Below are 15069 nucleotides of genomic sequence, written 5' to 3' on the forward strand. Positions count from 1 at the left end.
ATTTAAACTGTATCCCATGAGGTCAGCACCGATAATGGTGATCATAAAACTTGCAGGAATACCAATGGCAACTACAAAAGCAATACGATAATTCACACTTAATAAAAGTGCCAAGAATACTAATATAAGTCCAAATAAAATATTTGAAGAGACTAAATTCAACCTGTTCTTGATCCAAACTGACGTATCAGTATAAGCTTCAAATGTGATATTTGGATACTCTTTAGCGAATACCTTTAGATCTTCTCTGATCTGTTTACTCAAGGCAATAGCATTGCCATCTTCTGTCTTATTAATATTGAGTGAAACATTTCGTATACTGTTAAAATGAGAGATCTCACCACGATCACCTAGTCCAAATTTCACTGTGGCTATATCACCTATTCGTATACGTTGATTATCAACAGTGATAAGTGTACTTTCTACTTTTTTTGCACTTTTTTCACCATTGATCGTAGAAATATAGAGATGATTTCCTTGTTGTTTCAAGGTACCAATGGGAAAAATTGAACTTATATTAGCAATTGCCTGATATACACTGTCTTTAGCCAATCCATACGCATCGATCTTTTCATCATTGATCTGTACCAAAACCTCATCATCGACATCACCATAAACCGTAAGGCCGCTAAGTTCCTGATAGCGACTCAGATCACTCTTAAGCTTGTTACCTATATCAAGCAGTGTTCTTGTTGTTACATCTCCTGAGATGGCAACAATAACTAAAGGGAAATCTTTTTGTACAAGCTTTGCAGTAGGTTCATTCATATCGGTCGGAAGATCACGTCTCACATTAGAGATGACATCTTTCACATCATCAAGGGTTCTACTTTTATCACTTCCCTCTTTTATGTTAGCCTTTATGATAAAAGAGCCATTTTGGATCACAGTTTCTAAAGATTCTATCTCAGATATATTCTTCAGGTCATCCTCAATGGTCTTTACAACCATTTTATCTAATACATCTGCACTACTTCCAGCATAACCACCTTGCACAGTGATCTTATCAAGTGCAGAAGGAGGGAAAATTTCTTTAGGAATATTTTGATAGGAAAATATAGAGAGTACTATCATAAAGACCATCAAAATATGGTTGATAATAGGTTTATCTACTGCAAAACTGATAAAACTACGTATCATTAGTTTTCCTGAATAGCAAAGATAGTGTCAGCCACTCTATTCTTAAATCTTAATGCCTCAACACTCTGTTCAAGCATCATCTTTTCTGCTTTGAGTGCAGAAACTTCTCTTTTCATTTTATTTACCACTTTACTCTCATAATAAATTTGATTACTCAAATAGATCTTGATCGTTGTCAAGATCAAGACAATGGTAACAGACATCAATATGACCATTGCCATACCAAAAGTAATACCGTTAGGCTTAGACTTTTTCTTTTTACTTACCATGATCACTCTCTTTTTTAAATCTAAAACTTCTTAGTTTTGCCGATCTGCTTCGCGGATTTATCTTGAGTTCCTCTTTGGTCGCTGTTACAGGTTTAGAGGAAAACGCTTTACCTAAAGCATGATTTTTACCACAGGTACAACGCATCGCCTGTGGGTCACAGATACAAGATTGTCCCCATTTTTTAAAACGATTCTTTACCAAACGGTCTTCCAATGAATGAAAGGAGATCAAAGAGACAACCTCACCCTTCACATGTTTTTGCTCTAAAGCATCGAGCAAACCTTCTATTTCACCCAGTTCATTATTCACTTCTATACGAATGGCTTGAAACATTAAAGTCGCAGGGTGTATCTTTCCGCCTGCGGGGATAACTGTTTTAGCTATTTCACTCAATTCATTTGCAGATTTAATAGGTTCTTGTGCTCTGGCTTCTACTACTGCAGAGGCTAATTTTTTAAATGAACGTACTTCACCATACGTATCAAAAATGTACTCAAGTTTCTCTTTAGGATATTCATTTACCACTTCATACGCAGAAAGTTCAGCATTTGCATCCATGCGCATATCGAGTGTCTCAGAGGTAAAGGAAAAACCTCTGTCTTTTTTATCCAACTGTAAAGAGGAAACACCAAAGTCTGCCAAGACTGCCACTATCGGATTCTCTTTTAATATAGGAAATACGTTTGCAAAAGTGCCTTTGTAAAGTGTGCTTCGTCCTTCATAAGGTTCTAAACTTTTTTTAGAAAATGCCAAAGCTTCATCGTCTCTGTCTATTCCTATATGTTTCAAGTTTTCATACCTGGCTAACATTTCAGAACTATGCCCTGCATACCCAAGTGTACAGTCAACAAAATAACCTTCTCCTACATCTTTAAAGCTTTCTAACACTTCATTTAAAAGTACAGGGATATGAGGTGTTTGCATTAAAATCCTTTGGAGATACAATCATTAGTTAAATTTAATTATCAATGTTATAATAGCGAAATTAGATGAAAAAAGGCTCAATATATGGTAGATAATCATCTTATCGAAGACATTAAACATGTTTCACTCTCTTTGTTTAACAAAAACTTCTTTAGTGTATATCATGGCTCTATCTCTGCACGTGTAAGTAACAGTGGATTTATCATTAACTCTAAAGATACGATCCTAGATGAAGTGACAGAAGATTCACTTGTAAGACTTGACTGTCATAAAAGAGACTATCGCTGGAGTTTGGCAAATTCAGATGTACACATACATGAACATATCTACGAAACCATCCCCAATGCAAAATATGTCTGTTATACCATGCCACCATATGCAACCGCATACTCACTCAAACACGGGAAGGTCTCTCCACAAGACTACTTTGGAAAACAAATCTTAGGTGAAGTCATCGTATACGATCCGAAAAATATGGACGACTGGTTGGAACGTGCACCTTATGAAATACCACAGTTTTTCCAGAAACATGACACTCATCTGCTTCTTATCAAAGGTTTTGGTCTCATCTCTTATGACAGAGACATCACAGAGATGGCAAAAAAGATCTCTATTTTAGAGAATTCATGTAGGTTGTTGGCTTTGTCTGCAAATCTTTAAACAGGCACTCTATTTATTGTCTAATATAGTTTGTCTGCTTAGATGCTTCATTGACAGTAATCAAGTTATTTTGATCGATACTTTTTATGGTGAGTATACGTATAGGTTCTTTTTCAAATCTGTTTTTAAAAGTGGTTGCAAGATGACGTAAAGACTCTTGAGAGATACGATATACTTCTTTGGCAAAAGGTACTTCCATTTTTTTGACCACTGCCACAAGTGTATGATTTGAGACTTTCCAGATACCTGAGCCTTTTATCTCTAGATCTCTAACGAACGCATCACCTTTTTGTACACTTACAAGCAATACTATAGTAAAGGTACCGTTTCCATTTAAGTATAGATACTCTTTTTCTATGACCTTTGTACCATGGTTATTCGATTGGTCTACAGACTTCCATGTTCCTGTCACCAACCTTCTATCTGCTGCGTTCAATTCGATCATTAATACCAAAATAAGTATAAAAAATTTCTTCATTTTGTCTTACCCCTAAATAAATACTTTATATTATAATCAAAAATGACTGTTAGTCATGTGTCAACACTTCTGTAAAGCATACTTTTGTTATACTCCTCCAAATATAACCTTACATAGGATACCTAATATGAATCAGACAAAGAAAAGATTAAGTATCATTAACCATGCCATTTCTATTACCGATGTAGAGACTATACAACTTCAGATTTTAAAATTAGCACCGCTTAAAACAGATCTGAAGATACAAGAGATCGTTAGCGCTATTCAGGCAGAAAACTACGCAAAGGCTCAAGGTTTTATCAACACATATATACAAACACCTACAGAGAATATCATTCAAAGAACTTCACAAAAAGAGAAGTCTTCGATCAATGAAGAAGACCAAGCTATTATTGATGAATTTGATCTTTTTGTCACGCCAAGTTCAAATGATACACCAAAAGAGATCGATATTAATGACTTTTTATTTGATGAGCTTCCTACACCCGATAAAGCCAGATCTGAAACAAAACATGTAGATCAGAGAGAGTATGAAGCTTTACTCAATATCGACATTGATAATGTTCTGCCTGACAACATAGAATTAGATGTTGTCCATACTTCAAAAGATACTTTTTTTGAATCTTCAAAGGAAGTAACTGAACAAACAATTGCTAGCGATACTATACCTAGAGATACTTTTTTTGATACTGAGGAAACAGTAAGAGAAGAAATGATCACCGAAAAGAAACCTGAAGAAGAAACGCTTCCAGAAGAAGATGATATGATCCTCACAAATGATATACCTTCTAAAGAAGATCTTCTCAAGGAATTAAAACCTGTTGCAAAACTTCAAGAAAGTTTAGAGCGATCAAATTATAAAGCCATACCTTATATTGCACAAAAACTTATCAGTATGAAGAAACAGTATCCTCCTATAGAAGAAACATATGAAAAGTTTGATTCAGTTGAAAACCTCATGAGAAAAATCTCTCAGGAAGGATATACTGAAGAAGAGATAGAAGAGACACTTACCTATATAAACAAACTTACTGAAGAGGAAAAAGTGAATGAAGCTGCACATTTACTGTTGGTCTGCGCAGCTACTGAATCAAAGTTTGCGCAATTTATGTTGGCAAGAGAACTCTATAGAGGTATTTTGTTGACAAAAGATATATCTGAAGCATTTGAACAGATGCACAGTTTAGCTCTGGAGGATTATCCCGAAGCACTTTGTGATATAGCACAATTTTATGAACATGGCATAGGCGTAAGTAAAGACCAGAAAAAAGCGGAACAGTGTTACAAAGAAGCAAATGACTTTGGCATCAAAAGAGCCCAAAAACATTACACTCGTTTAAAAAAACAAAATCGTGGCTTCTTTAAAAAGTAAGTTTATTTAGCTACCTTTTTCATATAACTGCTCTTCTTATCATTTTCACCTAAGATACCATTTTGTTCAAAAATCTCCAAGGTTGCCAATGTTGCAGAACATGCCAAAGGATTCCCCGTGTAACTGTGGGAGTGTAAAAAAGCTTTATGTTCATTATAATCGCAATAAAATGCCTGGTATACATCATTTTCATATTTTGACTAGACATACTTTTTTCTCACTCCGATTCATTAGCGATAAGCTTATTTTAGGTAGAATATTGTACAAATTTTTCGATTGAAGGTAGATGAAGTATGATTAGTTGGATGCAAAAACACAATAAATATCTGGTATGGACAATCTGGGTAGCAACAATCGCATTTATTGGTGCAGGTTTTGTAGGTTGGGGAAGTTACAGTTTTGGTTCAAAAGCCGGGAATGTTGCTAAAGTTGGTGACATTGAGATAGAACAAACAAAACTCAACATGGTGTACAGTAGTCTATACAACCAATATAATCAAGCTATGCAAGGTACACTTGATGATAAAAAAGCTGAAGAGATGGGACTGGTTAAACAGGCATTTGCTAGATTGGCAACACAGGCAAAAGTACTTAATTTTGCAAAAGATGCAGGCATCATTGTTTCAGATGCTGAAGTAGCTCAGAAGTTGCAAGAGCTTCGCTCGTTCCAAAAAGACGGTGTTTTTAATAAAGAGATCTACGAAGGGTACCTTAAAAGTCAAAGACTTAGAGCCAATGTATTTGAAAATACACTCAGAGAAGAGCTCCTCATAGAAAAGACATTTTCTTTACTTTTAGCGGGTACTTTACCCCTTGAAGAAGAAGCTGTTGCTGCAGCCATGAATGTCAGTGACAAATTGGCCTACAAGGTATTGACAAACGATGATCTGAACTTCGTCATAGATGAAGCTAAAGTAAAAGAATTCTGGGAAATGAAAAAAGAGAACTTTTTAACCCCACAAATGTACGATCTCTCTATTGTTTGGACAGACAGTAAAGATACCGCTGTTACCGATGAAGAAGTAAAAGTACACTATGATGCAAATAGTTTCAATTATACAGATGGAACAGGCAAACAGCTTCCTTTCGAAGAAGCGAAAATTTTGGCAACAAGTGACTTGAAGATCAAGAAGACAAAAAAAGCAGCACAAAAAGCATATATCGCATTTAAAAAAGGTAAACTTGACAACAGTGAAAAGATCACACTTCCAATGGGTGATCTTAAATTTACAGAAGAAGTATGGACTGCACTCAAAGAAAAATCTGTAGGAGATATACTTAAACCTAAAGTTGTTTCAGATACCTATGCCACGATAAAGATAGAAAACATTGTCTCACCGAAGATAAAAACTTTCGAAGAGGCTAAAGAACAAGTAACAGTACTTTATGCCGACCAAGCTAAAAAAGAAGCACTTTTGACATTGGCAGAGTCAACACTTAAGAACTTTGATCAAAACGACGCGATCGTCTCTGATTTTGTGAAATTAGAGGAAAATGTCAACCTAAATCCACTAAATAACCAAGAAAGTTTACAATTTTTACAAAAACTCTTTACATCATCGAAAGAAAAGGGTATTATTAGCGTATTCGATAAAGTTATAGTTTATAATATCTTGGAACAAAAACTGCTTCCGATGGATGAAAATCAGACAGCTTTTGTAAAACAGACTGTTAATAAGCTAAAACAAACTACATTTGAATCAAATTTGATTAAAATGTTAGATAAACAATATCCTACAGAAGTCTATATGGGAGGGCTGACAAATTGAGTGACACAATTTTAGCTATTGATATCGGTTCTACTAAAATATGCGCTATCATCGCTGAAATCAAAGACTCCGAAGTCACCATTCAAGGACATGGTATCTCTAAATCCCAAGGGGTTAAAAAAGGTGCCATAACCAATATAGAACTTGCTTCAAAATCTATCAAAAAAGCTATCAACGATGCAAAACGTATTGCAGGAAGTAATATTACTTCTGCAACTGTTTCCATTTCAAATGCTTATGCAAAGAGTCTTAATTCAACTGGTATTGTCAACATACCACATAAAGATATCTCGATAAAAGAGATCAATCGTGTCATGCAAACGGCACTTTACAATGCAAATGTGCCTACTGAATATGATGTTATCCATGTATTGCCATACAATTTTAGAGTAGATGACCAAGATTTTATAGAAGATCCGTTTGGTATGAATGCCAGCCGTATGGAAGTAGATGTCAACATTATCATGACACAAAAATCAAACCTTTCAAATCTTAAAAAAGCTGTTAGATCTGCTGGGGTAGAGATAGATGGAATCGTATTAAGTGGTTATGCTTCTGCTATAGCCACAATGGATGAAGACGAAAAAGAACTTGGTGTGGCTGTCATCGATCTAGGTGGACAAACAAGTAACCTTGTCATTCACACTGGGAATTCGATCAGATATAACGATTTCTTAGGTGTAGGCTCGAACCATATCACTAATGACCTTTCTATGGCATTACATACACCGCTACAAATAGCAGAAAATGTCAAAATACGTCATGGAAGTCTCATAGAGAGTTCAAATGAAATCATAGAATTACCTATCATAGGTGATGAAGAGACACGTAACGGTGTCTCTTTGGAAGTTGTGCACTCTGTCATTTTCTCACGTGTAGAAGAGGCACTTATGATCTTGGCCAAGTCACTTGAAAAATCTGCACTTAAAGAGCAGATAGGTGCAGGTATCATTCTTACTGGAGGTATGACCAAACTCAAAGGTATGAGAGAATTGGCACAGGCTATCTTCAATGGCATGCCTGTGAGAGTAGGTTACCCTGATAATGTTAATGGTCTTTTTGATGAACTGAAAGATCCCGCATTTTCGACAGTAGTAGGTTTACTACTCTATAAGGCAGGTGGTCATACACAATATGAGATAGATTTTGAGCAAGAGTTGCTTCACTCAAAAGCGGCGTATGAAGAAAACCTGAATGATATCAGAATAGGTCATAAGCGTAATGAAACGGAAGAGGCACACCCTTCTAAAGGTCGTCAAGAGGAAAAAGAGGGTCAAAAAGAAGATCAGGAAGAGTCAGTCATATCATTTGATGACTTACCGGATCTAGGTCACGAAAATAAAAATCCATTTAAAAAAATAGCCAACTGGGCAAGGCAGCTTTTTTAAAGTATTTTTTACACACATCAAATAAAAGGGGGAAAACATGGAAGAGTTTGAAATAGACATCGTCGAAACGAAATGTCATACAAATGGAGCAAAAATCAAAGCTATCGGCGTCGGTGGCGGTGGTGGAAACATGATCAATCATATGATCAATGAGGGGATCAACAGTATTGATCTTATTGTAGCAAATACGGATGCACAGGCACTGGACAGTTCTTTAGCACCATACAAAATGCAGTTAGGTATCAATGCAACAAGAGGTCTTGGTGCAGGTATGCTTCCTGACAAAGGTAGAGAAGCCGCACTTGAAAGCTTTGAAGACATCAAAAAAATGCTTGAAGGTTCCGATATTGTATTTATCTCTGCTGGTCTTGGTGGTGGTACAGGAACAGGTGCAGCACCGATCATTGCACAAGCGGCAAAAGAAGTTGGCGCACTTACTGTTTCTATCGTAACAAGTCCTTTTAAATTTGAAGGCAGAAAAAGAACGAAACTTGCAAAAGAAGGTCTAGAAGAGCTTAAAAGAGAAAGTGACTCTATTATCGTTGTACCAAATGAAAAACTTCTTTCAATCGTTGAAAAGAACCTTGGTATCAAAGAGAGCTTTAGAATGGTAGATGACATTCTTGCACAAGCAGTTGGCGGTATCTCTAAAGTGATCCTTTCTCATGGAGATAATGATATCAACCTTGACTTTGCCGATGTGAAAACAGTTATGAGTCATAGAGGTCTTGCTCTTATGGGTGCTGGATACAGTACAGGTACAAATGCAGCCTATGATGCAGCAAAAGCTGCTATCGAGTCACCACTGCTTGACAATATCTCTATTGATGGTGCGATGGGTGTACTTGTACACTTTGACATTCATCCTGATTATCCTATTATGGAGATCGGTGAAGCAATGAGTATCGTTGAAGAGAGTGCAGATGAAGATGCATCTGTTATCTTTGGTACAACAACAAATGAAAACATGGCTATTGATGAAGTGAAGATCACTATCGTTGCTACTGGGTTCGAAGACAAAAATGCTGTTCCTGAACCAACAGTGACAAAACAAAAAACACTGTTAAATGCCAACACTTGTGACATCAACACTGTAAGAAGCAAAATGGTTGTTGGTGGTTACAATGGTGAGAATGAAGACATCTTAGATGTACCTACTTTCCTTAGAAAGCAGATGGATTAAAAACCGCTGTTTTCTCCCTTTTAGAGAGAGACCCTTCCATCTCTCTTTAGTTCATTAAGGTCTTACAATAGGGTTTTCTATCCCTGTAACTTGCCCCTCTTTTATCACTTTATAAACATTTTTTATAGGCTTTATATGCGTATCTCTCCCATAGATATAACTCTGTTCTTCGACTATAACTTTATATCCTTTATTTAATTCTAAAGCACGCTCTTTTGAAGGAAAAAGTAATACTGTTATATCCTTATGTAGTGCATTGAGCATATCTTCCTTGATACTTCCATTGAGATCAAAGAACTTACTCTGTACTTCATCATTATTTCTAAATTCATTAGCAGAGTGGTTATTAAGTAAATAAAAACTGTACTCATACTGTTTTCCATGGTTTAAATATTCAACTATAGGTTCTTGAATTCCATTAAGCCCTTTCTGACCCCAATGATTCCAACCATAGTCATTTTGATCTTTATTCACACCTTCAAATTTACGTGCATAGGCAAATGCAGAGTCTGTGGTTGCACCAATATGAGAGTGACATCCCATACAATTTATTGTTTCTTCGTGCGTCTGAGGTCTGAGTTTTCCCTCTTTATTTTCTATAAATCCTTGATACACCCACCCTATTTCGTTTCGTAATCCCTCTTCATAATTACCTTTGAAAAGAGCTATCTGTCCTTCAGTGCTATCCAGGGCAAGAGATTCCCAAAGTTCTGACTGGGCTGCTCTTTGAATCTCACCATAACGCTTCCAAGTGTATTTTTTGGCATAACGCAGTTCTTTCATTCTTGCAGACATACCTATCTGTTCTTTTGCATTATCCCAGTCTATATATCTTACTGAATGCAAAAATTCTGTATTTTCAGGGAAGAGTCCCCGAGCTAAATGTACTTTTCCCTCTCTAAGATATAGCTTTGCCAGACCTACATAGCTTTCTATTGAAGGAGAAATATTCAAGGCAGTATCCAAGATACCATTACTGTTCAGATCTACACCATAGATCTTTTCATCTATACCGGAAGGAAGTGGTATCTCTTTTTGTTTTATCAATGATTCTACGATCACCAGGTTAAGTGCATATATCTCTTTTCTGAATGTGTTATTCTCATCTTGAGTGAAAATGGGATCTAGTCTTATAATCACATCATCAGTTGAACCATTGGTAGGCCAAAATGTACCTAGAAATGGATAATATCTAAAAGCCCTCCATCCTGTATAGTTAGCTTTAGGATCTTGATCAAATCCCTCATCATCAAAATTAAAATAACAGTCTGGTCTATATCCTTTCCACTCTCTAGGAAGGTCCAATGCAGGTAAAATATCTCCTTCATGATTTAAATAATTGGACTCTCTGACATATTGTAAAGTAGCATTGTCAGTCATGGATGCTACTTGAGTACTTCTCTCTTTAAAAAGGTTTGTAAACGGATTTTTCATTACTTCTGCAGGAAAATTATACTCCAGTTGCAGGTTGGTATCATTATAATAATTGGGGATTTCACCTTTAGTATGACAACTATAACATGGATTAAAAACTGTATTTGTTGTTTCATCACTTGTTTTAGTGTAACACATGGAAGTGATGTATGAACCTCTTGTATTCATAATTTTCGTATAACTTATATTATTCTCATCTTCTAAGTTCTGGATATAACTCTCTACTAAAGACAAATCTGATGCTAGAGACGTATTTGAGGTAGAGTTATTGCCACAACTTATAAGTAGGGGAAGCAGTGTCAGTAAAATAGTGTTTCTTATCATTATAGTCCTAAATCACAAATAAAAAAGCATCCTGTAAATTACAGGATGCCATAGCCTTGTATATATAGTGGTTTATTTAAAGATATCTGCTGGAAGACCATCAAAGTATCCGATAGTAGCTTTCAGTTGATCATCAGTTGCGCTTTCTATCAATGCACTGTTTGGCTTACTTCCATCAGCTGCTTTAGGATTGTCTTTAAACGGATGTTGTGTGTTGATAAGTAAAATACCTTTATCCCCTACTACAGCCGTATCTACACCCGTAACCTCTCCTCCGATAGGAAGTGAAGCAATTCTTGTCATTGTTTTTGTTTGTGTATTGTATGCCCAACTCATATTGTTCACATGTTTTGTTGTATCTTCACTGATAAGCAGTGTATTGTACCCGATATAAGTAATGTTATCCGGGTTGGAAATGCCGTCTGGATGACATGTCCATTCATCGGCATAGGTATCGTTTACATCTAAAGGTTGTCCAACGACCATTGCCTCCATACTTGTACCATTGTAATTGCTATCTAAAGATACTTTATACACAGCCCCACAAATATTCTTTTCTAGCCTAATGTGATTTGCCGGTTCATTTCCCTTATAATCATCTTCCATACTTTTTTCAATTGCACTCATAGCTACATAAAGTGCATTGCTGTCTTTATCGTACGTTAGACCTTCTTCTTTTCTAAATTCGATCGTCGCACCTTTATATGCCGCATATTTACGAGATTCTAAGAATGCTGCTGCTTTTTCTTGGCCAGCTTTCAAAGTAAGACATTCAAATTGACTGTCTTCATACACTTTTGTTCCCGTTACACATGTTCCATTTTCATCTGGTTTTGCTATCTCAAAAAGATCTGTGAGTTTCATTTTACTGTCAATCATTGCTTTGATCTCATTATCAGATGCATGACCTAACTCTATCCATGAAAGATCAAATCTCCCGCCATTTTCAGCTGAGACCTGAGTGACTTTAGCTGCGTAAAGTGTACCTTCCCAGTTGGCTTGGAATGTGTCTATCTTCGTATCAGACACAAATTTCCAAAAACCTTTCGCCGTACCATCATCTGACATATATATTGTTTTACCATCAGGCATCATCGATGCCAATTCAGGTGTATATTTACCTGTCACATAGTGTTTTGCACTTTTAGTAGATCCATCCTCTTGTGGTTGTACCTCTACGATATAACCATAATTATATGGAGAAAATCTGTCTCCATTATATCCATTGGTCTTATCAATATTTGCGTCTAAGAGATATTTATTCATGTTATCTACATAAGAACAGAAATAATTCACGACACCATGCATATCATTGCCTGTACCATCTAATGCACAGTCCGCATAAAAAGGTGAATTCTGATCTGCAAAAATAGAATTAAGTGAATAATCTTCTTCACCTCCTAAATGACTTCCATAGACTGTTTTAGAACTTGCACAATTAATAATGGTCCCACCCATTGCTGAAAGATCAACCGGCTTCGTATTCACTGCAGAGAAAACACCATTTTCGACCTTCACTTCTGTATTGTAAAGTTCTCCCGGTGCCTCTTCCATATGTGTCACCAAATAATGTTTATCCCCTACTGATATCAGTGAATTACCATCAGGTCCATCGGAAATATCTTCATCATTACCTTTTAAAATTGGATCATCATTGATATCGGTCATTAGACCAATTTTTCCTGTGCCGATAGTATCACCCATAGTTGCTAACACTTTATAGCTTAGGTCATGAGTAACACTTGTGTTATCACTATAATTTACTGTGATCGATGGTGAAACCCTCATCTCGATTTTTTCACTGTCATTGGATGAAAGTGCTACTGGAGCAAATGCTATACTACTGACTTTGGCTAATGCATCTACATTTGTTAACGCTGTACTTTCTGTACCTGTTGTTGATGTTGATTCAGCAGTTGCATCATTGTTGCAACCATTTATTGCCATACTAACTGCAGCTACTGCTGCAAGAGAGAATATTGTGATACGCACGATAAGATCCTTTGAAATATTTATTTTTACCACAGAATCTTCTCCTTTATATGTAACAAAATTATAATAATCCGGTTACATTCATGTAACCTAACCAAAACTAAAAAACACTCTACAACAATTTCTTACTATAACATATAAATTAATCATTTTTTGCTATGATTACTCCAATTATATTATAGATGGGTACAACATGAAACAATTAAAAAAACTTTCAACAATTGCCACTGCAACTGGTCTTGGTACACTTTTAGCGACTGGTGTTACAGGATGTACACAGCAGCAGCAACAAGAACAGCAAAAAGCACAGAATGCTTTTGTCATTATAGAAGAGACTGCCCCAGGCAGATACCAGATCAAAGATGAATTCCCTGCAGAAGAAACACGTATTGTACTTAAGAAGCTTGATGGTACAGAACGTGTATTGACACAAGCAGAGATGGATGCCTTAGTTGCTGAAGAAGCAGCCAAAATTGACAATGGTACTTCCAACCTCACTCAAGCACAAGATGCTCAAGTGTCACAACAGGGCGGTATGGGTTTAGGAGAGGTACTCCTAGCAAGTATGGCAGGAGCAGTGATCGGCTCTTGGATAGGGTCCAAACTTTTTGGTAATCAAAACTATCAGAATAACAGAAAAGCTGGATACAAATCTCCTTCCACTTTCTCAAAAAGCCAAAAAAGTTTTGATTCTGCGAAAAAAAGCAGCAGTAAAAAAAGTGGATTCTTCGGAAATAAAAAATCTACAAGCCGTACTGGCGGTTTCTTTGGTGGCTAAACAATGTTGAATTTACAAAAAACCATACCACTGGACACTGACTATTTAGAATCACTCGGATTTGTCTGGCATACAGACTCAGATGAAAGCAGTTATATCTCTGATGAACTGATTGTAATCTCTGAAGCTCAGGCTGAAGCATATTATGAAGCAACAAATACCTTGTATGACATGTATATAGAAGCAGCAGAACATGTTGTAGAAAATAATCTTTTCCATGAGATAGGTATCCCTTTTAACCTTGTAGAAGTGATCAAAGAATCATGGGAAAATGATGTTCACTGGCATCTTTACGGTCGTTTTGATCTAGCAGGAGGTCTAGATAGTAAACCTATCAAACTCTTGGAATTTAATGCAGACACCCCTACTGCCTTATTTGAAACAGCCATTATACAGTGGGCTATACTCAAGCAAAATGGCCTTGAAGAAGAGAGTCAATTCAATGCACTGTATGAGTCACTTGTAGATAATTTTAAACGTCTGGTGACACTGGAAGAAGATGTTTCTACCTTTGAAGAACGTTATGACGGCTGGAATTTTCTCTTTACCTCTGTCAAAGGAAATTCAGAAGAAGAAAATACTGTCAGACTGCTTCAACATATTGCGACAGAAGCAGGTTTTCAAACAGAGTTCGCTTACATAGATGATATAGAGTTCTCTCCTGAAGACGGTATATTTTATGAGGATAAGCACTATGAACTTTGGTTTAAACTCATCCCTTGGGAAGACATTGCACTGGAAGAATCAGACCTGGCAATGCTTCTTACCAATATCATCAAAAACCAAAAAGCCATCATCTTCAATCCTGCCTACACCCTTCTTTTTCAGAGTAAAGGCTTGCTAAAGATCCTATGGGACCTCTATCCTAACCATCCTCTTCTACTTGAAAGTTCCTTTGAACCATTGGAAGGGAAAAAACAAGTGAAGAAACCTGTATTTGGGAGAGAAGGTGGCAGTGTAAGTATTTTGGATGAGAACTCAAATGATCTAGAAACTGTAGCAGGCAACTATGACAGTTACAAAATGGTCTATCAGGATTATACAGAACTGGTAACTGACACACAAGGTCTATCTTACCAAGCAGGTGTATTCTATGCATACGAAGCCTGCGGTCTTGGTTTTAGAAAAGGTGGAAAGATCCTAGATAATATGTCTAAGTTTGTAGGGCATATTGTAAAAGGATAGGGAACCATATATTCCCCTTTCCCTTATTTGAACTTGTTTAAAATAACTCCCAAACAAGTTCTATATAGAAAATACATTTTCCACCATCTCCTTTCACTTTCATAGAATCTTTTTTGAAACCATCCAGCTTCATATAAGGATATAACATTTATTATAATAAAAGATAAGTAAT

The 15069-nt window shown here is 36.4% G+C and carries 13 protein-coding genes; 7 read left to right on the plus strand and 6 right to left on the minus strand.

The genetic code is table 11. From position 1 onward, the window contains the following. From WBM70_RS04800 to rsmH, 3 genes are all read right to left on the minus strand, one after another. Positions 1 to 1140: efflux RND transporter permease subunit (locus tag WBM70_RS04800; RefSeq protein ID WP_424557373.1), on the minus strand; the 1140-nt coding region annotated here is incomplete at its 3' end. Next, entirely contained in the window at positions 1140 to 1409 is a 270-nt protein-coding gene (locus WBM70_RS04805) for a hypothetical protein (RefSeq protein ID WP_424557374.1), read from the minus strand. The genes WBM70_RS04805 and WBM70_RS04800, both read right to left, overlap by 1 nt. Further along, positions 1399 to 2334: a 16S rRNA (cytosine(1402)-N(4))-methyltransferase RsmH gene (rsmH, locus tag WBM70_RS04810; protein ID WP_424557375.1), complete on the minus strand. Its 936-nt coding sequence runs from the start codon at positions 2332 to 2334 to the stop codon at positions 1399 to 1401. Before rsmH ends, WBM70_RS04805 begins: the two co-directional genes overlap by 11 nt. An 84-nt stretch (positions 2335 to 2418) precedes the next feature. On the opposite strand from rsmH, the gene WBM70_RS04815 reads away from it, so the two are divergent. After that, entirely contained in the window at positions 2419 to 2994 is a 576-nt protein-coding gene (locus WBM70_RS04815; protein ID WP_424557376.1) for a class II aldolase and adducin N-terminal domain-containing protein, read from the plus strand. Between the two features lie 13 nt (positions 2995 to 3007). On the opposite strand, the gene WBM70_RS04820 is transcribed toward WBM70_RS04815, so the two are convergent. Beyond that, complete coding sequence (locus tag WBM70_RS04820; protein WP_424557377.1) at positions 3008 to 3472, minus strand: hypothetical protein; 465 nt, start codon at positions 3470 to 3472, stop codon at positions 3008 to 3010. A 127-nt stretch (positions 3473 to 3599) separates the two neighbouring features. Here WBM70_RS04820 and WBM70_RS04825 point away from each other — a divergent pair, with 127 nt between their 5' ends. The 4 genes from WBM70_RS04825 to ftsZ all read left to right on the plus strand — a co-directional run bounded on the left by WBM70_RS04825 (position 3600) and on the right by ftsZ (position 9184). Next, positions 3600 to 4844 carry a tetratricopeptide repeat protein gene (locus WBM70_RS04825; protein WP_424557378.1) on the plus strand — a complete coding sequence of 415 codons (1245 nt, stop codon included), beginning with the start codon at positions 3600 to 3602 and terminating at the stop codon, positions 4842 to 4844. A gap of 293 nt (positions 4845 to 5137) precedes the next feature. Further along, positions 5138 to 6613: a peptidylprolyl isomerase gene (locus WBM70_RS04830; protein ID WP_424557379.1), complete on the plus strand. Its 1476-nt coding sequence runs from the start codon at positions 5138 to 5140 to the stop codon at positions 6611 to 6613. Beyond that, on the plus strand, positions 6610 to 8001 hold the full coding sequence (gene ftsA / locus WBM70_RS04835; protein ID WP_424557380.1) for a cell division protein FtsA: 1392 nt from the start codon (positions 6610 to 6612) through the stop codon (positions 7999 to 8001). Before WBM70_RS04830 ends, ftsA begins: the two co-directional genes overlap by 4 nt. Positions 8002 to 8038: 37 nt before the next feature. Next, the gene (ftsZ, locus tag WBM70_RS04840) at positions 8039 to 9184 is read left to right on the plus strand and encodes a cell division protein FtsZ (RefSeq protein WP_424557381.1); all 1146 of its coding nucleotides are present in this window, start codon (positions 8039 to 8041) and stop codon (positions 9182 to 9184) included. 54 nt (positions 9185 to 9238) lie between these two features. Here the strand turns inward: ftsZ and WBM70_RS04845 are convergent, their stop codons facing one another. Then, positions 9239 to 10942 (minus strand): hypothetical protein, encoded by a 1704-nt coding sequence (locus WBM70_RS04845; RefSeq protein WP_424557382.1) that lies wholly within the window; start codon positions 10940 to 10942, stop codon positions 9239 to 9241. Between the two features lie 72 nt (positions 10943 to 11014). Next, positions 11015 to 12967 (minus strand): alkaline phosphatase PhoX, encoded by a 1953-nt coding sequence (locus tag WBM70_RS04850; RefSeq protein ID WP_424557383.1) that lies wholly within the window; start codon positions 12965 to 12967, stop codon positions 11015 to 11017. Positions 12968 to 13127: 160 nt separating this feature from the next. Here WBM70_RS04850 and WBM70_RS04855 point away from each other — a divergent pair, with 160 nt between their 5' ends. Continuing rightward, positions 13128 to 13712, plus strand: coding sequence for a UPF0323 family lipoprotein (locus WBM70_RS04855; protein WP_424557384.1), 585 nt, complete (start codon positions 13128 to 13130; stop codon positions 13710 to 13712). A gap of 3 nt (positions 13713 to 13715) precedes the next feature. Then, complete coding sequence (locus WBM70_RS04860; RefSeq protein WP_424557385.1) at positions 13716 to 14897, plus strand: glutathionylspermidine synthase family protein; 1182 nt, start codon at positions 13716 to 13718, stop codon at positions 14895 to 14897. Positions 14898 to 15069 lie beyond the last annotated feature (172 nt).

It is taken from the genome of Sulfurovum sp., from assembly GCF_049668085.1.
Taxonomy (GTDB): domain Bacteria; phylum Campylobacterota; class Campylobacteria; order Campylobacterales; family Sulfurovaceae; genus Sulfurovum.

What these genes read in the sequence shown, in the direction of transcription:
- WBM70_RS04860 (WP_424557385.1), top strand. Translation starts at nt 13,716, where the DNA reads ATGTTGAATTTACAAAAAACCATACCACTGGACACTGACTATTTAGAA.
- WBM70_RS04830 (WP_424557379.1), top strand. Translation starts at nt 5,138, where the DNA reads ATGATTAGTTGGATGCAAAAACACAATAAATATCTGGTATGGACAATC.
- WBM70_RS04855 (WP_424557384.1), top strand. Translation starts at nt 13,128, where the DNA reads ATGAAACAATTAAAAAAACTTTCAACAATTGCCACTGCAACTGGTCTT.
- WBM70_RS04815 (WP_424557376.1), top strand. Translation starts at nt 2,419, where the DNA reads ATGGTAGATAATCATCTTATCGAAGACATTAAACATGTTTCACTCTCT.
- ftsZ (WP_424557381.1), top strand. Translation starts at nt 8,039, where the DNA reads ATGGAAGAGTTTGAAATAGACATCGTCGAAACGAAATGTCATACAAAT.
- rsmH (WP_424557375.1), bottom strand. Translation starts at nt 2,334, where the DNA reads ATGCAAACACCTCATATCCCTGTACTTTTAAATGAAGTGTTAGAAAGC.
- WBM70_RS04825 (WP_424557378.1), top strand. Translation starts at nt 3,600, where the DNA reads ATGAATCAGACAAAGAAAAGATTAAGTATCATTAACCATGCCATTTCT.
- WBM70_RS04845 (WP_424557382.1), bottom strand. Translation starts at nt 10,942, where the DNA reads ATGATAAGAAACACTATTTTACTGACACTGCTTCCCCTACTTATAAGT.
- WBM70_RS04820 (WP_424557377.1), bottom strand. Translation starts at nt 3,472, where the DNA reads ATGAAGAAATTTTTTATACTTATTTTGGTATTAATGATCGAATTGAAC.
- WBM70_RS04805 (WP_424557374.1), bottom strand. Translation starts at nt 1,409, where the DNA reads ATGGTAAGTAAAAAGAAAAAGTCTAAGCCTAACGGTATTACTTTTGGT.